The following is a 17033-nucleotide window of genomic DNA, read 5'->3' as shown; positions in this document are numbered from 1 at the left end:
ATGTGGGCACCGTTGATTCTGATCCTCGTCTGCCTGGCCCTGCTGGGGCTGTCGATTCGCCTGTTCCTGCAGGGCCTGCGCAAGACCGCCACGGAAAAAGTCCTCAACCGACTGGCCGCCGGGCAACCGCAACTGGCTGCGGAGAAACCCGTCTGGGTCGGGCTGGAGCGGATGTTCCTGCGCGCCGGGCTGGGCCGCCCGACCGAACGTTTCGGCCTGTGGCTGAGTCTGTGGGCAGTGGCGATGGGGCTGGGTTTCGTACTCGCCGACTGGTTCGGCCTGCTGCTGATGATCGTCGTGCCGCCACTGGCGTTGCGGCTGTACATCGCCTTTCTGTACCAGCGGCGGATCAAGCGCATGATCGAGCAACTGCCGCAGTTGCTTGACCACACCGTCCGCAGCCTGAAATCCGGGCGCACCCTCAGCGACGCGGTGATGGGCAGCATCGACGCCAGCGAGGACCCGCTGAAAGCCGCCATGGGCCGGGTGCAGCGCAACGTGCAATTGGGCGTGAACCTGCCCGACGCCGTCAGCGATTTTGCCGAACTGTATGAACAGGACGAATTGCGCATGTTCGCCCTCGGCCTCAAGGTCAACCACCGCTACGGCGGCAACGCCAGCGAGCTGCTGGAGAACCTGATCAAACTGATCCGCGAACGTGATCAGGGCGCACGGCAGCTGCGCGCCCTGACCGGCGAAACACGCATGACCGCCTGGGTGCTCGGTGCGTTGCCGCTGCTGTTGGTGAGTTACTTCATGCTGACCAATCCCGGCTACATGCTCGGCATGTGGAACGACACGGGCGGGCGGCAGATGCTGATCAGCGCCGCCGCGTTGCAAGTGGTCGGCAGTCTGGCGCTGTGGCGCATGTTGCGGAGCGTTTGAGATGATCTGGCTCGCGGCGCTCATGCTGCTGCTCGGCGCGCTGTTGCTGGTGATCAATCACCTGCTGGTCGAGCGGCGCCGGGTACGGCAAATCAACCAGCGCCTGCAAGGTCAAACCTTGCGCGAAAACCGCTTCGGCAGCTGGTTGCGCGCGGTGGGCAGCAGCCGCTTCGGCCAGCGCTCGGTGAGCATCGACAGCGAAACCCAGACCCTGCTCAACCGCATCGGCTGGCGCCGTGCCAGCGAGCGCTCGTTGTACGCCGCCTGCCAGATCGGCACGCCACTGCTGACCCTGGGCCTGGCGATCTTTCTGCAGCAGGTGTTCTTGCCCCAGGCCGACAACCGTTGGATCGTGCCGATGCTCGCCACCGGTGGCGGCTATCTGCTGCCCAAACGCGTGCTCGCCTACGCCGCGGCGCGACGCCAGCGCACCCTCGCGGTGGAGATATCCACCTTCATTCCGTTGCTGCGCATCCTCTTCGAATCCGGCATGGCGGTGGAACAGGCATTGCGCGTGCTCAGCAGCGAAGCGCAAAAACTGCTGCCGGAACTGACCAGCGAACTGCGCCTGATTCTAGCGCGCGTCGACAGCGGCCTGGAACTCGGCCAGGAGCTGCACAAAGCGGCGGTGATGCTCGCGGTCGACGAGTTCAGCGACACCTGCGTGATTCTTGAACAATTGATTCACCAGGGCGGCGGCGCGATGAAATCGCTGCTGGCGCTCAAGCAACTGTTGGATGACCGACGCCTGACCCGCTTGCAGGAATACATCTCGAAAATGTCGGCAAAGATGTCGGTGGTGATGATGCTGTTTCTGTTTCCGGCCTTGCTGATCGTCCTCGCCGGCCCGGGCTTCACCGCGATTGCCCGGGCGTTCGCAAACTGACGTTGGCTCATGGAGAGCGTTTGATGAAAGTACTGATAGTCATGGCAAGTCTGCTGCTGCTCGGCGGTTGCGCCACCGACGGCCAGGCGCCGTGGACGGCGCTGCTGTCACCGAGCAGTTGCAGCAAGATGACCCAGGAGCAGGAACTGGCGTTGAATCTGGCGGACGATCTGGCCAACGACGGCAAACTGCACGCCAGCCTCGCCAACCTGCAAAGCCTGCCGGACAACCTCAGCGAAGTGCGCCTGCGCAAAGCCAAGGTCTACCGCCTGCTCGGCCGCAGCGAGGCGGAACCGTTATATCGCAGCCTGCTCGGCGGCTGCCTGACCGCCCAGGCCGAACATGGCCTGGGCCAGCTCCACGCCGCGCGAGGCGACTACGGCCAGGCTCAGGCCCACCTGCAACGCGCCGCCCGCCTGGCGCCCACCGACGAGAAAATCCGCAACGACCTTGGCGTGGTCTACCTCAACCAGTTGCGTCTCAACGACGCGCGTTTCGAATTCCTCACCGCCATCGAACTCAAGCAGAACAACGAATTGGCGACGCTGAACATGGTCACCCTGCTGCTGTACCAGAACGACTGGCCGCAAGCCGCCGAGATCGTCAGCCGCGCCAAATTGACCCCGGAACAATTCACCCAGGCCCAGCAACGCGCTGAACAACTCAAAGCGCCGGGCAAAGCCAAACCGCCGACTGGCAATCAGGTCGCCGCCGTGGCCGACCCACTGCCGCCGTCGCTCAAATAAGGAGACAGCCATGAATCCCCTCAAAGGCCTGTGCTACCTGACCCTGCTCACTCTCCCCCTCAGCGCCCCCGCCATCGACGCCGGCCCCGCCTCGGCGCAACAACAGGAAACCGAAGGCTGGCTGCTCCTGCAAAGCCGCAACAAAGTCGCCTCACCGAAACCGCAAACGGCCACCGCCACCGAACGCGACCTGGCGATGCAGCGCTGGTTGAAGAAGTACAAATACGAAATACCGGACTTTTATGACCCGGATGCGGGTGGGAAGGTTGAGACCAAGAATTAGTGCGGCGGTGAGCTTGCGGACGCTATCGCGAGCAGGCTCGCTCCCACATTTGGATTGGGTATGTTCAGTCAGGAATGGGGCGCCTGATGGCAAAGCCAAAAGCCAACCCTCACCCTAGCCCTCTCCCGGTGGGAGAGGGAACTGACCGCGGGGGGTTCAAGTGTTACGCAGACGTGTGATACCGAGTCGTACTCGAGTTTTGAAAATCAAAGCCCCTCACCCTGGCCCTCTCCCGGAGGGAGAGGGGACTGACCGCGGGGGGTTCAAGTGTTACGCAGACGTGTGATACCGAGTCGTACTCGAGTTTTGAAAATCAAAAGCCCCTCACCCTAGCCCTCTCCCAGAGGGAGAGGGAACTGACCGCGGGGGATTCAAGTGTTACGCAGACGTGTGATACCGAGTCGTACTCGAGTTTTGAAAATCAAAAGCCCCTCACCCTAGCCCTCTCCCAGAGGGAGAGGGAACTGACCGCGGGGGATTCAAGTGTTACGCAGACGTGTGATACCGAGTCGTACTCGAGTTTTGAAAATCAAAAGCCCCTCACCCTAGCCCTCTCCCAGAGGGAGAGGGAACACCGCGGGGGATTCAAGTGTTACGCAGACGTGTGATACCGAGTCGTACTCGAGTTTTGAAAATCAAAAGCCCCTCACCCTAGCCCTCTCCCGGTGGGAGAGGGAACTGACCGCAGGGGATTCAAGTGTTACGCAGACGTGTGATACCGAGTCGTACTCGAGTTTTGAAAATCAAAAGCCCCTCACCCTAGCCCTCTCCCAGAGGGAGAGGGAACTGACCGCGGGGGATGCGAGAGTTACGCCGATGTGTGATACCGAGTCGTACTCGAGTTTTGAAAATCAAAGCCCCTCACCCTAGCCCTCTCCCGGAGGGAGAGGGGACTGACCGCGGGGGGTTCAAGTGTTACGCAGACGTGTGATACCGAGTCGTACTCGAGTTTTGAAAATCAAAAGCCCCTCGCCCTAGCCCTCTCCCCGAGGGAGAGGGAACTGACCGCGGGGGATTCAAGTGTTACGCAGACGTGTGATACCGAGTCGTACTCGAGTTTTGAAAATCAAAGCCCCTCACCCTGGCCCTCTCCCGGAGGGAGAGGGGACTGACCGCGGGGGATCCAAGTGTTACGCAGACGTGTGATACCGAGTCGTACTCGAGTTTTGAAAATCAAAAGCCCCTCACCCTGGCCCTCTCCCGGTGGGAGAGGGCTGGGCGGCGTTCCGATGAGGGGCAGCCACACCACAAATCCAAAGCCAACCACCCGCTTCTAACCACTCAACAATGAGCGCCAGCTCGAGTGCTTTTGATCTTGATCTTGCCTAACCGGCGACATCGGAAGGCTGAGTGGAGGGATTGATCCGGGCGTGGGAGCGCAGCGACCGTCTGGCGCAGCCAGACACAGCGGAAGTAGGTGCAGCGAAGCAAACCGTAGCCGCTGCGCCCGGATCGATCCCGGAGCGAAGGGACCCGAGCCTGCGAGGGCCGAACGTAGGAGCAAGCGTTTTTTGCTTACTTTTTTAGGCGTTTGTAAAAAAGTAAGTCGCCGTAAGGGCGAAACCGCCAGCAGCCACACCCCAGAAAACGGATAATCACACAAAACAACCAAAGCCCGGTCGGCCCAGAGGCCGCCAAGGGTCAATGCGCCGTAACCCGCTGCCGCAACGCAGAACCACTGGGCGCCAAGGCCAACGCCAACTGCGTACGATTATGCATATGCGTCAACCGCAACACCTGCGACACATACAGCTTCACCGTGTTCTCGGTAATCCCCAACTCACAGGCAATCTGATAATTGGTCTGCCCCTTGCCCACCAACCGCGCCACATCGAGCTGGCGCGGCGACAACTGACTGAACAGCGCCGGCGTCTCCTGCGCCTCACCGCCGTCAGGCTCACCGCCCAACACATCGCGAACCGCAGCCGGACTGCGCCGCACCTTGTCCAGGTCCTGATAAAGATCGTCGATCGACTCCGACAAGAACTGCAATTTCTGATTCAGATGCCCCAGATGCAGATTTTTCTGACGCTCCTGCAGCGCCGCTTCCTGACGCTGCACGCCCTCAAGCAACTCATCCAGATTGATCGGCTTCTGATAGTAATCGGCAATCCCGGCACGCAACGCTTTGATCACATCCTGCTTGTCGGCACGCCCGGTGAGCATGATCGCCTCGAACACCCGATGCTTGCCAGCCAGCCGCTGCAACTGTTGAATCAGCTGAATGCCATCCATGTCCGGCATGTGCAGATCGCTCAGCACCAGGCCGATCTCGGCGTCGTCGCTGAAGCGCTCGATCGCTTGCAGACTGGATTGGCACGGTACACAGCGGTAACCGCTGCTTTCCAGAAATTCGCACAGTTCCTCGACCACCAACGGCTGATCGTCGACCACAAGGATTTTCACCACAGACGTAAGCTTGTTCACGTGCCACTCCATTGCCCTGGGCCAAAGCTGACCATTCCTGTACTGCCAGCGTTTAGCGGTATAACCCGTTCCAGTTGAAAGTAGACCTACTTTCCGACTATGTACATAGGACTAGTGGCGCTTGGCGATCAATGAATCCAATACAACACGGGGAGGGCACCGAACAGTACGAACGGTGCAAATGGCAGCTTTTTTGACTTGTTTGGCCTTAGATTTACTAAACGATCTCTAACTCCTTGACTCATATGGAGCCAGAGTCTTGGCGCCAGCAGTATCCAGATCACGCTGGCGATACCCGCGCCAATAAACACACCAAGAAGAAACAGACCGTCCGTCGCAAGACCCAGAGCTGTCATTAATTTCACATCGCCAGCGCCCATGCGCCCCATGAAAAAGCCTGGCAAAGTCAGCCCCAGCGCTATCAGAACCGCCCAGCCACCCTGCCCGGCTTCCGCACCCAGCCAAGTGTTGCCGGTCACCAGCAGATAGACCAGCGCCAGCGCAGCAGCCCCCAAAGTGAGCACGTTGGCAATGCGCCGCTGACGCGCATCTTGCGCAGCGCACAACACCAGCCAAAGCAACAGGATAAAACTGTGCATCCGCTAAAAGCCGTCCGTTTTTGCTGAATGATTCTATGCTGATACTACGCAGTGACAGTCAGGGTAGACGCACTCATGAAATACGCCTTGCGGAAGTCGCAAACAGGTGCTGTGGCGATTGAGTTCGCTCTGGTGTTCATCATCTTTTTTGCGGTGTTTTACGGTCTGGTCAGCTACAGCCTGCCGCTGGTGATGATGCAGTCGTTCAATCAGGCCACGGCCGAAGCGGTACGCCGCAGTGTTGCGGTCGATCCGAACACGCCCAACTATTCAACCGTGGTGATCAATACCGCGAACGCGACGCTGACCCAGCAATTGTCCTGGATTCCGCCGGTCTTCAATCTGGTGGTTGGCGTTGATACCAGCGCCCAATACAGCGGGACCGGTCTGTTGACAGTGCAAGTGAGTTACCCGGTCAGCAAGCTCAATCAGGTCATGCCGTTTCTGCTGGTGCCGGGCATCGGCCCGGTCCCCAGTCTGCCCAGTCATCTGACCGCTACCTCGAGCCTGCAATTTTGACCTCGGGCGACAAGCTCTTCGGGCGCTTGCTCAAACGCACCGCATTCGCCGCCCACGAATTGCCCGACCGGCTCGGCTCGCCCGCCAGTGGTTTGCATCTGTACCTGAACGACGACGGTGGCGTGGTGCAAATGGCCGGGCCGCTGCGGCATCTGCTGGCGCAGCACAAACCCCACGACAAGCCCTTGCCGCTGAGCACTTACGTGCAAGCGCAAAGCACGCTGGCTATCGAAGGCCGCCCCAGAGAGTGGCAAGGCCTGTTGCTCGATCTCGACTTCTCCGGCCTCGGCGAGCAGACCTTGCACCTGCGCGGCTGGGTGCAGCCGCTGGGCGAAGGCTGGCTGCTGCAATTGATCGATATCGGCGACTTGTTGCTTGAACGCCAGCAAGCGCGTCAGCGCGACGCGTGCCAATCGATTGCCGCGCGAATCAGCGAGCAGGTGCGTGCCTGCAGCCAGACGCGTTTGCCGGAGGTCGTCGTCGAACAACTGCAAGTGATCGCGCAGCGTTGGCACATCCCTTGTGTAGCGCTGGCCTTGCTCGATGACGATGAAGAGGGCTGGCAGGTTTATCGACAGTATCGCGCTCACGATGCGCCGAACCTCTGGGACGACGGCCAGCATCTCGGCACGCCGCTAGACAGCCTGAGCGGCGCGGCGCCGCAGCGGATCGGCGGGCAGCCGGGTTTCGATGAGCACTCGCGGGTGCAGGCGCTGTTCGGCGATGCCGAAGGTTTCGCCGTGCCGTACAGCGATGAACGTGGCGTGGTCGCCTGGCTGCTTTGCGCTTTTTACCCTGTCGAGACAGCCGCGCCGTACCTGAACGAACGCGACTGGACGGCATTGCTCGGCGCACTCGCCGGCCCGTTGCTGGGGCGTCTGCGCGAACACCAGCATCAGCTGCAACTGGAGCGCGTCGAAGCCTTGCAAAGCCTGCTGGGCAGCGGCTGGTGGGAAATTTACGCCGAGCGCCAGCGCGTGCAACTGGCCCCCACGCTGGCCGCCGCGCTGCAGCTGGACACTGGCGAACCAGCCCTTGAAGACTGGCTGGCGCAGATCCATCCCGCGGACCGCGACGAGTTGCGCAGCCGCCTGCACGCCTTGCAGCAGCACGGCGAGACCCTGACGCTCTCGGTGCGCCTGGCCGGCCGCGAGCCTGCGCAGCCCGCGACGTGGTATCGCGTGCAAGGCCAGGCCATCGGTAACGGCACCCATCGGCGGGTGGTCGGGTTCATGCTCGACATCAGCGACATCCAGAACCAGCAGCAACGCGCCGCCGCCGCACACGCGCGGCTGGACAACCTGATCGCCAGTTCGCCCGCAGTGATTTACGTTCAGCAGTACAGCGAAGGCGCACTGATCCCGACGTTTTTCAGTGCCAGCCTGCAACCGTTGCTCGGCTGGAGCCTGACCGATTGCAGCGATGGCGCGCTGATCGAGATGATCCATCCTGACGATCGCGACCTGTATTTTCAGCGCACGCGTCATCTGCTGCGCGAAGGTTCGGTGCGTGGGCGTTATCGCCTGAGGGACCGTCTCGGCAGTTATCACTGGCTGCTCGACGAAGCCAGACTGCTGCGCGATGACCTTGGCCTGCCGGTCGAAGCGGTGGGGTTGTGGCTGGACGTCACCGAGGCGACGCTGGCCGCCGAGCAGGTAAAAAACAGCGAAGAGCGCTATCGGATTCTGGTCGAGGATTCGCCGGCGATGATCTGTCGCTATCGCCCTGACTTGATTCTGACCTTCGGCAACCGCCCGTTGGCGACGTATCTGGAATGCGCGCCGCAGGCACTGCCGGGAGTCGATCTCGGCAGCTGGATGTCCGACGAGCAGCGCAGCGCGTTCATTCATCGTCTCGCCGCGCTGACCCCGGAGCAACCGGTAAGCACCGCTGAGATCAGCCTGCAACTGCCCGGCCGCGAACACGCCTGGTGGGTGTGGTCCGATCGCGGCGTGTTCGACGCACAGGGTCGCTTGATCGAGGTGCAAGCGGTGGGCCGCGACAACACCGAGTTGCGCCGCTCGCAGCAACAACTCACGCAAAGCGCGAAAATGGCCACCCTCGGCGAAATGGCCACCGGCCTGGCCCATGAAATCAACCAGCCGCTGAACGTGATGCGCATGGCCATCGTCAACGTACTAAAACGCCTGGGCAACGGTGACGTGCAGATCGACTACCTGACCGACAAGCTCAACCGCATCGACGCGCAAGTGCAGCGCGCGGCGAAAGTGGTCGATCACATGCGCGTGTTTGGCCGGCGCTCGGAAATCGAGCAACAACTGTTCAACCCCGCTTACGCCATCGAAGGTACGTTATCGCTACTGGCCGAAGGCATGCGTGGCAAAGGCGTGGACCTGCGCATCAGCGAGACCACGTTCGAGGTTCAGGTGCGCGGCTACGTCGATCAACTGGAGCAAGTGCTGATCAACCTGATGGTCAACGCGCGTGACGCATTGCTCAGCAAGCGCGAGAAGGAATCAGCGTTCAAGCCGTGGATCTCGGTGTATGTCGAACGCGATGAGCAGCATGTGCGACTGTGGGTTGAGGACAACGGCAGCGGCATCGATGCGCGTTTGCTCGAGCGTATTTTCGAGCCGTTTTTCACCACCAAGCCAATCGGCGTCGGCACCGGCCTGGGGCTCTCGGTGAGCTACGGCATCATCGACAACATGGGTGGCCGCTTGAGCGTGCGCAACACGATGGAAGGCGCGCGGTTCTGCATCGAATTGCCGATTGCCAGCGACGCCTAGATCACCAGATAGGCCTTGCCGGTCTGGCCGCAGGTCATGTTGGCGCCGACCTTGACGTCCATCAGGTTGATGCCCAGGCCTTTGAGCAGGTTGTTGAGCAAGGGATCGAGCAATGGGCTGATGGTGCTGGTCACGACTGGCAACAAACGGTTGGTGACATCGCTGATCAACGAAGCGACGCCGGTAATGATCGCACCCAGCGGGTTGCTGCCCACTGGTTTGTAGACAATCAGATTGATCCCAGCCAGCGTATTCGACAGGCTGCCGACGAGATTGCTGGTCGGCACGGCGGGCAGCACGCTCGCTGGCAGTTTCAGGTTGGCCGGGGTGGCGAACGGCGTGCTGCTGGAGAACACCAGGTCTTGCGAGTTCTGCGCGACGCTGGTGTCGAGCTTGATGCCGATCCCCCCCGCACCAAACGGAACGTGAGTGGCGGGATTACAGGTGCCGAGCAAGAGGATTTTGTGGCAGGTGACGATGCCCAGGTCGATCAATGGCAAGGGCGCGACTGTCGGCTGGGCGGCGGAAGAAAAAGCGTTGATCGGGTCGATCTTGCCGAGCTTGAGGTCGGCCAGCGAGGTGACGGTATGCGCGGTCAGGCTCTTGGTGCCGCTGGTGCCTGTCGGGCAGCTGTAATCAGTTACATAACTTTTCGCGCCGCCGGCGTCGAGGCTGATATCGATCCGTGGCGATGGCAGCAATTGCGGATCAAGCTGCTCGCAACCGGCGCCCAGCAGACACAGCGCTGAATTAAGCGTGCCAACCAGATTCAGACTCAGCAGCGCGTTGAGCGTCGGGGTCAATCCGCCAACGAGTCCCAGCACCGCATTGGTCAGTCCAGTCACACCGGACAGCACCGGAAGATTCACCGAAAGCATCGTACGCACCTGCGCCGTGCGCACATAAATCCGGTCTGCCCCCAGCGGGTCGACCTTGGCTCGCGCCGGATCGCCAATCGCGGAAAGCTGCGGCGGCTCGATCACCTTGACCCGCACCGTGACGTTCGCCAGCCCCAGCACGCTGACCGGCAACGTCGCCGCCACCGCGCTCTTGCTATTGGCCAGTTGCACCACGCCTTGAACCAGTTGCAGCAGTTGCAGATTCGCGTCCAGCCCCGCCGCCGTAGTGCCGGTCTGCAATTGCAGGATGTCGCCGAGTCTGACCGGTGCCGCGTTGATTGCCGCCACCTGTAGCTGACCCAGTGCGGTAGTCACCTGGGCCGTCGCGCCGCCGAGTTGCACCACCGTCGCCGCCGCCTGAATCAGTTGCGTGACGCTGGTTTGGGTATTGAGTAATTGCGTGTAATCACCGGCGGCGACATTAAGGTTGATCGCCAACTGATCGAGGTATTTCAGCAGGTTGATATCGGTGTTGAGCAAGCCTTCCCAGCCCAGCGCAGTGAGGTTGACGTTGCCGCCCAGCAGGCCGGAAAACAGCGGGTTGAGAATGTTCGATTGCGCCGTGTCGATCGTCGCCAGGTTACTGCGGATATTCAGCTGGGCCACGGTCGGCTGCGGCTTGGCGGCCACTGCCGAGGCATTCAGCGTGGTATTGAGGCTGACCGGGTTGGCGCTGAACAACGCCTGCACACCACCGGCAAAACTGCTGGTGACGGTGCGACTGGCCGCGACTTTCACCGCGACCGCTTGCGTGGCATCCACGCTGAAGGTGCGCAGCCCGGTCGCTGTCGTGAGCAGGGTGCCGCAGGTGGTGGCGAGGGTGTTGCTGGCGTCGACGATGTAGCCGTTGCGCAGCGCGCTTTGCCCGGCGTAATTGGCCGCGCTCAGGCCCGGCAGGCAAGTGCCGCCACGGCTGACCGCTTCAAGCGCAGCGTTGTCGACCACGCGCTGCAACTTGCGTTGTTCCATATACAAGCGGCCGCTGTCGACCACCAGCAACAGCATGACCACCGCCAGGCTGAGCGTGGCCGCCGCCATCAACCCGATCGCCCCGCGTTGCCGGGCCGGGCCGTTGAATTGCGAACGAGGCGACATGGCGCACTCCTTTGCCGTGACCTCCTGTGGGTGCTGGTGAGTGTAGACGGGGCTGGGGGCTGTGCACTTTGCGCTGCGCCCTAAATATTGCGGGAGCCAGCCTGCTGGCGATGGCGGTGGGTCTGGCACATCGCTGCAGGATGTGCCGCCGTCATCGCCAGCAGGCTGGCTCCCACATTGGGAATGTCGATCTTGGGTCAACGCGGCGGATAGTTGCTCAGAATCCGCGTCACGGTTTCGCGAATCGCACTGCTGCGGTCTTCCGGGTTCGGCCGGCTGGCGAGCATCTGCTCGTCGCTGCCGCGCCACACCAGTTTGCCGTCCTTGCCGTCGAGCAAATCGACCTGGATGGTCGCCACCTTGTAGGTGATGTTGCGCGTTTCGTTGTACATCGGCGCGCCCCAGTAGCCGTTCCACGGACCACCCCAACCGCCGCCATAGTTGGTCGTCACTTGTTGTTGGCGGTCCTCGACGATCAGGTAGGTCTGTACATTCAAATCAGCCCTGGTGCCCGCAGGCGCCGGGCGCAAACCGCGCTGATCGAGTTGATCGGCCACTGCCTGGCGGATACGTTGCTCGGTCAGGTCGCTCTTGATCCGCGGATCATCCGGGCGATATTGCAGGGCGGGGTCTTTCCAGCTCCAGCTGCGATAGGCGGCGAAGTCGCGGCTGGCGTCGAAATCGTGATTGACCTGATTAGCCGCGCAAGCGCTGAGCAATGCGGCCATGGCGAGTAGAGCGAGACGGCGGAACATGGTTTTTCTCCGGATGAAGACATGAACCTGCGGGAATTTCGAATGCTGCGAAGTTAACCTGGAGGATACGCCGCCAAGGCCTTTTCCACAGCCTCGCGAATCGCATCGCTGCGCTCGATCTGATTACCGGTGGCGGCGGTTTCGGCGCTGGCACTCCACACCGGCTGACCGTTTCCGGCATCGAACAGATCGACCTGGACGACCACGACCTGCTCTTGATAGGTGCGCACGATCGGCACGCTGTTGTACATGCCGTAACCACGCCCGTAGCGATCGTAGCCGCCGTACCCACCGTAATAACCGTAGTCGTCGCGGACCTGACGCAAGCGGGTTTCCATGCGCAAGTTCGCGCTGACCAGCACATCCGCCGGGCGGTTGTTGCGCAACGGGCGCAGACCTCGCTGATCCAGAGCATTGCTGACCGCTTCGGCGACTTGCGCCGAGTCCGCCCACACCGTGCCCGGCGGCAGCTGGCCGTTGCGCCAGGCCCAACTGCGGTAGCGCGCGTAATCACGCGGCGCAGCCGGATAGGCACTGCGGTCGAAGGTGCTGGTGGCTTGCGGCGGCGCCGGCGGCAATGGCCGCGATTGAGCCACGTAGGGGTTGCTGCCCTGACAGGCGGCCAACCCCAGACACATGAGCAACAACCCGGATTGAGCTTTCATGACGCGCTCCGATCAGATCGGCCGGCAGATCCAGTGCAAGTATCGCCCAAGCCCGGCGAAGCTTGGGTGACGGCGGTGAGCGAGTTCCATCTCGAGCAAATCCGCAAGGTCGGCGCGGGCCTGGAACTCCACCGGCATGTAATCGTGAAAAACCCGCACGCCACTTTGGCTTTCGACCTGCCACAGACCGTCGAGTTGCGTTGCCAATTCCCGCGGGTCGAGCGGCTGCTGCGGGGTCAGGCTTTGTTTTTCGCCAGCCATGACGTTCTTGCGCATCTTCTTGAAATGGCCTTTGAGCAAGTTGCGGTAGATCAGCGCGTCGCGATTGTAGAACGCCAGCGACAGCCAGCCACTGGGCCGGGTCAGTTGATGCAGCACCGGCAGAATGGCGTGAGGTTCGGCCAGCCATTCGAGCACGGCGTGGCAGATCACCAGATCGAACGGTTCGCTGAGCTGGTCGGGCAGCGCTTGCCATGGTGCCTGGATAAAAGTGGCGCGTTGCCCGGCATCGGCGAAACGCTGGCGGGCGCCTTCGAGCATCGGCTCGGCCGGTTCGGTAAACGTGACGTCGTGCCCGCGTTCGGCCAGCCACAGCGACATATGGCCGAGGCCGCCACCGATGTCGAGCACGCGCAACGGACGGTCGGGCAGCGCTTCGGCCAGATCGGCCTGCAACACCGCGAGGCGAATCGCGCCTTTGGCACCGCCGTAGATTTTTTCAGCGAAACGCGTCGCCAACTGATCGAAATGCCGGTCGCCCATCAACTGAACCGCCGTTCGCTGTCGGCGAGCTTGGCGCGCACCACTTCATTCATGTCCAACCCCAGCTCGCTGCACAGCAACAACAGGTACAGGACGATATCGCCGATTTCCTGCCCGGCGTGGGCAAGCTGGTCGGCGGACAACTGGCGCGACTGGCCTTCAGTCAGCCACTGGAAGATTTCCACCAGCTCGGACATCTCGACGCTGGCAGCCATCGCCAGGTTCTTCGGGCTGTGAAATTGTCGCCAGTCATTGCGGTCGCGAATGGCGTGCAGGCGTTCGGTCAGTTCAACAAGGTTCATCGGGCTCTCCTGAAGGCGTATAGCTTCGGGGGGATAACGCCTGAAGGCAAGCGCGGCGCTCTTGATCTTTGTTGGAGTGAGCCTGCTCGCGATGGCGTCGTGTCATTGAAATTGATTTGCCTGACACGACGCCATCGCGAGCAGGCTCACTCCTACAGGATTGTGGTAAACCTTCTATGATGCAGGGAACTCGGCCACTACCGTTGTGGCCCAAGGCTCAGCTCTTTCATCAGGACGCACACATGCAGGTAGAAAGCTTTTTCGAATGGCTCGGGCAGGTGCTCGGTTCGGTAATCCGCTTTATTGTCGATGGGCTCAGCGGCCTGTTCAACCTGCTGAGCAACGCCGGAGGCAACTTCGTCGACGGGCTCTCCCGCACGCTGGGGATGGACACTTCAATCATCAGCATCATCGCGCTGATCGTCGGCTTGATGCTGTTGTGGTCGGCGATTCGCGCGTTCATGAACGCGTCGATCATTGCCGGGATCATCTGGCTGTTGCTGGGGTTGTGGTTGCTCAGCTGGATTATTCACTGAAACTGAAAAAGCCCCCTGTGCTTGGGGGCTGATCATCCTGATCAATTGAATGACAAACGCTGCCGGGACTCAGTCACCTGTTTCTTCAGGTATGGCCTCTACGGTGTAATGAATATCGATGTCCTCGTGGGCGTGGATAACAATCGGATAGCGGCTGGAGTAAGCCAGCTGGTTATCTCGGAGTAAAAGGTCGTAAGTCTTGGCGTTGGAACCGCACTGCAGTCGAGGCATCAGCAGATCATAGGGTTTGTCGATCTGGAAATAACCTGCCGCATTCGCGAGGAGGTTACCGACAAACAACTTGCCCCCCATTCCGCAGTCCGTACCGAAATTGCACTCCCCGATAACCGTGATGAGCGCCTGGATCCTGACAACAAACGCTTGCGCATTCTCGCGTCTGGGCAGCCAGAAAACATGCTTTCGGTAAGGGGCTTTTACCCTGATATCTTCCGGGCGCTCGTTGTAACCAGCGTCTTGCAAAGCTTCAAGTGTCACCGGTTGATGAATAATGTTTGGCTCGTTTTCCATTTTGTTTCCCTTACAACCTGGTTATGGGTGATTACCGCTCTGGAAGGCAATTGAACCCCATGGCTGAAAAGGCGGTGCGGTATATAGATATTCGCAGGGCATGCTGCGGCAGATCCGCAACGAGTCGCTACAATCCCCGCTCCCCAAAGGAGCCTGCATGTCCACTCTGATTGCCGACTGGCGCGACCGCCTGACTCATCGCAAGGTCTGGGCGCTCGCCGCGCCGATGATCCTGTCCAATATTTCCGTGCCGCTGGTGGCGCTGGTCGACAGCACCGTCATTGGCCATTTGCCGCACGCCCATCAATTGGGCGCGGTGGCGGTGGGCGCCAGCCTTTATACGTTTCTGGCCTGGGCCATGGGCTTTCTGCGCATGGGCACCACCGGGTTTGCCGCGCAGGCGGCCGGGCGCAGCGATGGCGCGGCGTTGCGGCAGATCCTGTTGCAGGGATTGCTGTTGGCGTTGGGCCTGGCGCTGCTGCTTGGCACGTTGGGCGTGCCATTGAGCGGGGTCGCGCTGCACTTCATGCAACCTTCGGCAGAGCTGGAGCAACTCACTCGCGAATTCTTCCACACCCGGCTGTTCGGCCTGCCCGCGGCGCTCGCCAGTTATGCGCTGGTCGGCTGGTTCCTCGGTACGCAGAATGCCCGCGCGCCGCTGGCGATTCTACTGACCACCAACCTGATTAACGTCGTGCTTAATCTATGGTTCGTCATGGGCCTGGACTGGGGCGTGGTCGGTTCGGCGCGGGCCTCGGTGATTGCTGAATGGAGCGGCGCCCTGCTCGGCCTGTTGCTGACACGCAAGGCGCTGCGCGCGTATCCGGGGCACATCGTCTGGGCCGCATTGAAACGCTGGCAGAGCTGGCGCCCGTTGCTGGCGGTCAACCGCGACATCTTCATTCGCAGCCTGGCGCTGCAATCGGTGTTTTTCATGATCACCGTGCAAGGCGCGCGACTGGGCGATGCGACCGTAGCGGCCAATGCACTGCTGCTCAACGGCTTGCTGCTGACCGCGCATGCGCTCGACGGCCTCGCCCATGCCGTCGAAGCGTTGTGCGGCCACGCCATCGGCGCCCGCGACCGCCTCGCCCTGCGCCGCTCGCTGGTGGTCGCCGGGGGCTGGTCGCTGATCGTCAGCCTTGGTTTTGCCGTGCTGTTTCTGCTCGGCGGGCACCTGTTCATCGAGATGCAGACCGACATCCAGAGCGTGCGCGACACCGCGTTCATCTACCTGCCGTACCTCGCCGTGCTGCCGCTGATTGCGGTGTGGAGCTATTTGCTCGACGGCTTGTTCATCGGTGCGACCCGTGCGCGGGAAATGCGCAACGGTATGCTGATCACGGTTGTGCTGCTTGTGCCGTTCGCCTGGGCGTTGCAGGGTTTGGGCAATCACGGGCTGTGGATATCTTTCCTGCTGTTCATGGTGCTGCGCAGCCTCACCCTCGGCGCGCAGGGCTGGTGGCTCAAGCGCAACGATGGCTGGTTCAACGGCGGCGTTCACTGAGTCGGCGTATGGCGGACAAAGCCGACCACCTGATCGAGCACCGGCGCCAGGCGCCGCAACGGCCGTGACAGGCTCGCGACCAACGTGATGTGGTTGGGTCGCGCGTAATACAGATCCTGCGCCGGAACACCGGCGGCGCGCAGCTTGTCGGCGAGGCCGCCGGTGTTGCGCGCCGGGTTGACCAGATCATCTTCACGGGCCGCAATCAGCAACGCAGGCGGCGCACCGCGACTGACGTGGTTGATCGGCTGCGACTGCGGCGGTGAATCCGGCCAGAAGAACACCGGGCGCACGGCAGGGTTCTTGATTGGCAGAAAATCATACGGCCCGGCCAGCCCGATCCAGCCGCGCAAATCCGTGGGCGCCAAGCCCACCGCCGCCAGCCACTCGCCGTCCAGCGCGAGCATCGCCGCGTTGTAGGCGCCCGAGCTATGCCCCATCAGATAGAGGTTTTGCGGGTTACCGGAAAACTCAACGATATGCGTGCGAACCCACGCCACGGCGCGGGCCCCGTCCTGCAGAAACAGCGGATAACGCACCTGTGGGTACAAACGGTAATCCGCCACCACCGCGACGATGCCTTTTGATGCCAGCGCTTCGCCGACAAAAGCGTAGTCACTCCGTGAGCCGCTGTTCCAGCTGCCACCATAGAAAAACACCACCACTGGCGCATCCGGCAATGCCGTACGCGGCACATAAACATCGAGCTTCTGTCGCGAATCGTCGCCATAAGCGATGCCTGCGGTTTTGCTGTAGCTACTGTCCGGCGTCAGTGCATTGAGCACTTGCACGGGCGAACACGCGCACAGCGCGAGCAGCGCGAGCAGCGCGAGCAGCCACAGGCTGCCGAGCATTGCGCCAAACCCTTGCCGGAATAAACCTGCCATCT

General features: G+C 61.5%; 17 protein-coding genes. 8 read left to right on the top strand and 9 right to left on the bottom strand.

Going from position 1 to position 17033, the window contains the following annotated elements; genetic code table 11:
- The 4 genes from BLU52_RS01725 to BLU52_RS01710 are packed head-to-tail and all read left to right on the top strand — an operon-like array spanning window position 1 to window position 2800.
- On the top strand, window positions 1-885 hold the full coding sequence (locus tag BLU52_RS01725; protein WP_090281116.1) for a type II secretion system F family protein: 885 nt from the start codon (window positions 1-3) through the stop codon (window positions 883-885).
- Between the two features lies 1 nt (window position 886).
- Window positions 887-1771, top strand: coding sequence for a type II secretion system F family protein (locus BLU52_RS01720; RefSeq protein ID WP_090281114.1), 885 nt, complete (start codon window positions 887-889; stop codon window positions 1769-1771).
- A gap of 23 nt (window positions 1772-1794) precedes the next feature.
- Window positions 1795-2517 (top strand): tetratricopeptide repeat protein, encoded by a 723-nt coding sequence (locus tag BLU52_RS01715; protein ID WP_090281112.1) that lies wholly within the window; start codon window positions 1795-1797, stop codon window positions 2515-2517.
- A gap of 10 nt (window positions 2518-2527) precedes the next feature.
- The gene (locus BLU52_RS01710; RefSeq protein ID WP_090281110.1) at window positions 2528-2800 is read left to right on the top strand and encodes a DUF3613 domain-containing protein; all 273 of its coding nucleotides are present in this window, start codon (window positions 2528-2530) and stop codon (window positions 2798-2800) included.
- 1641 nt (window positions 2801-4441) lie between these two features.
- Here the strand turns inward: BLU52_RS01710 and BLU52_RS01705 are convergent.
- Together BLU52_RS01705 and BLU52_RS01700 are read right to left on the bottom strand one after the other, a co-directional pair.
- A complete protein-coding gene (locus BLU52_RS01705) occupies window positions 4442-5227 on the bottom strand; it encodes a response regulator transcription factor (protein WP_090288408.1) in 786 nt (261 codons plus the stop codon).
- A gap of 128 nt (window positions 5228-5355) precedes the next feature.
- Entirely contained in the window at window positions 5356-5826 is a 471-nt protein-coding gene (locus BLU52_RS01700) for a prepilin peptidase (protein ID WP_090281108.1), read from the bottom strand.
- Window positions 5827-5901: 75 nt separating this feature from the next.
- Between BLU52_RS01700 and BLU52_RS01695 the strand changes: the two genes are divergently transcribed.
- Both BLU52_RS01695 and BLU52_RS01690 read left to right on the top strand, forming a co-directional pair.
- Window positions 5902-6345: a TadE/TadG family type IV pilus assembly protein gene (locus tag BLU52_RS01695; RefSeq protein ID WP_090281106.1), complete on the top strand. Its 444-nt coding sequence runs from the start codon at window positions 5902-5904 to the stop codon at window positions 6343-6345.
- Window positions 6342-9095, top strand: a complete 2754-nt coding sequence (locus BLU52_RS01690; protein WP_090281104.1) for a PAS domain-containing sensor histidine kinase — start codon at window positions 6342-6344, stop codon at window positions 9093-9095. Before BLU52_RS01695 ends, BLU52_RS01690 begins: the two co-directional genes overlap by 4 nt.
- On the opposite strand, the gene BLU52_RS01685 is transcribed toward BLU52_RS01690, so the two are convergent.
- The 5 genes from BLU52_RS01685 to BLU52_RS01665 form a co-directional block, all read right to left on the bottom strand.
- Window positions 9092-11089, bottom strand: coding sequence for a pilus assembly protein TadG-related protein (locus BLU52_RS01685; RefSeq protein ID WP_090281102.1), 1998 nt, complete (start codon window positions 11087-11089; stop codon window positions 9092-9094). The two genes, BLU52_RS01690 and BLU52_RS01685, sit on opposite strands and share 4 nt — an antisense overlap.
- Before the next feature lie 197 nt (window positions 11090-11286).
- Window positions 11287-11844 carry a DUF4136 domain-containing protein gene (locus BLU52_RS01680; protein WP_090281099.1) on the bottom strand — a complete coding sequence of 186 codons (558 nt, stop codon included), beginning with the start codon at window positions 11842-11844 and terminating at the stop codon, window positions 11287-11289.
- Window positions 11845-11897: 53 nt separating this feature from the next.
- A complete protein-coding gene (locus BLU52_RS01675; protein WP_090281097.1) occupies window positions 11898-12509 on the bottom strand; it encodes a DUF4136 domain-containing protein in 612 nt (203 codons plus the stop codon).
- Between the two features lie 12 nt (window positions 12510-12521).
- Window positions 12522-13271, bottom strand: a complete 750-nt coding sequence (locus BLU52_RS01670) for a methyltransferase (protein WP_090281095.1) — start codon at window positions 13269-13271, stop codon at window positions 12522-12524.
- On the bottom strand, window positions 13271-13573 hold the full coding sequence (locus BLU52_RS01665; protein ID WP_090281093.1) for a MazG-like family protein: 303 nt from the start codon (window positions 13571-13573) through the stop codon (window positions 13271-13273). The genes BLU52_RS01670 and BLU52_RS01665 overlap by 1 nt, the downstream gene beginning before the upstream one ends.
- A 242-nt stretch (window positions 13574-13815) precedes the next feature.
- Between BLU52_RS01665 and BLU52_RS01660 the strand changes: the two genes are divergently transcribed.
- Window positions 13816-14109, top strand: a complete 294-nt coding sequence (locus tag BLU52_RS01660) for a hypothetical protein (protein ID WP_090281091.1) — start codon at window positions 13816-13818, stop codon at window positions 14107-14109.
- Window positions 14110-14178: 69 nt separating this feature from the next.
- Here the strand turns inward: BLU52_RS01660 and BLU52_RS01655 are convergent, their stop codons facing one another.
- The gene (locus BLU52_RS01655; RefSeq protein WP_090281089.1) at window positions 14179-14637 is read right to left on the bottom strand and encodes an ecotin family protein; all 459 of its coding nucleotides are present in this window, start codon (window positions 14635-14637) and stop codon (window positions 14179-14181) included.
- A 157-nt stretch (window positions 14638-14794) separates the two neighbouring features.
- On the opposite strand from BLU52_RS01655, the gene BLU52_RS01650 reads away from it, so the two are divergent.
- Complete coding sequence (locus BLU52_RS01650) at window positions 14795-16144, top strand: MATE family efflux transporter (protein WP_090281086.1); 1350 nt, start codon at window positions 14795-14797, stop codon at window positions 16142-16144.
- On the opposite strand, the gene BLU52_RS01645 is transcribed toward BLU52_RS01650, so the two are convergent.
- Window positions 16138-17031, bottom strand: a complete 894-nt coding sequence (locus BLU52_RS01645; RefSeq protein ID WP_090281083.1) for an alpha/beta hydrolase — start codon at window positions 17029-17031, stop codon at window positions 16138-16140. The two genes, BLU52_RS01650 and BLU52_RS01645, sit on opposite strands and share 7 nt — an antisense overlap.
- Window positions 17032-17033 lie beyond the last annotated feature (2 nt).

Origin of the sequence: Pseudomonas granadensis (genome assembly GCF_900105485.1) — a bacterium.
GTDB classification, from domain to species: Bacteria; Pseudomonadota; Gammaproteobacteria; order Pseudomonadales; family Pseudomonadaceae; genus Aquipseudomonas; species Aquipseudomonas granadensis.
Note: the sequence above shows the minus strand (reverse complement) of the source record. Positions and strands in the feature narration are given on the sequence as shown.

Bases quoted from the DNA above. Each gene is read 5' to 3' on its own strand.
- BLU52_RS01725 (WP_090281116.1), top strand. From the start codon at position 1: ATGTGGGCACCGTTGATTCTGATCCTCGTCTGCCTGGCCCTGCTGGGG.
- BLU52_RS01720 (WP_090281114.1), top strand. From the start codon at position 887: ATGATCTGGCTCGCGGCGCTCATGCTGCTGCTCGGCGCGCTGTTGCTG.
- BLU52_RS01715 (WP_090281112.1), top strand. From the start codon at position 1,795: ATGAAAGTACTGATAGTCATGGCAAGTCTGCTGCTGCTCGGCGGTTGC.
- BLU52_RS01710 (WP_090281110.1), top strand. From the start codon at position 2,528: ATGAATCCCCTCAAAGGCCTGTGCTACCTGACCCTGCTCACTCTCCCC.
- BLU52_RS01700 (WP_090281108.1), bottom strand. From the start codon at position 5,826: ATGCACAGTTTTATCCTGTTGCTTTGGCTGGTGTTGTGCGCTGCGCAA.
- BLU52_RS01695 (WP_090281106.1), top strand. From the start codon at position 5,902: ATGAAATACGCCTTGCGGAAGTCGCAAACAGGTGCTGTGGCGATTGAG.
- BLU52_RS01685 (WP_090281102.1), bottom strand. From the start codon at position 11,089: ATGTCGCCTCGTTCGCAATTCAACGGCCCGGCCCGGCAACGCGGGGCG.
- BLU52_RS01680 (WP_090281099.1), bottom strand. From the start codon at position 11,844: ATGTTCCGCCGTCTCGCTCTACTCGCCATGGCCGCATTGCTCAGCGCT.
- BLU52_RS01675 (WP_090281097.1), bottom strand. From the start codon at position 12,509: ATGAAAGCTCAATCCGGGTTGTTGCTCATGTGTCTGGGGTTGGCCGCC.
- BLU52_RS01670 (WP_090281095.1), bottom strand. From the start codon at position 13,271: ATGGGCGACCGGCATTTCGATCAGTTGGCGACGCGTTTCGCTGAAAAA.
- BLU52_RS01665 (WP_090281093.1), bottom strand. From the start codon at position 13,573: ATGAACCTTGTTGAACTGACCGAACGCCTGCACGCCATTCGCGACCGC.
- BLU52_RS01660 (WP_090281091.1), top strand. From the start codon at position 13,816: ATGCAGGTAGAAAGCTTTTTCGAATGGCTCGGGCAGGTGCTCGGTTCG.
- BLU52_RS01655 (WP_090281089.1), bottom strand. From the start codon at position 14,637: ATGGAAAACGAGCCAAACATTATTCATCAACCGGTGACACTTGAAGCT.
- BLU52_RS01650 (WP_090281086.1), top strand. From the start codon at position 14,795: ATGTCCACTCTGATTGCCGACTGGCGCGACCGCCTGACTCATCGCAAG.
- BLU52_RS01645 (WP_090281083.1), bottom strand. From the start codon at position 17,031: ATGGCAGGTTTATTCCGGCAAGGGTTTGGCGCAATGCTCGGCAGCCTG.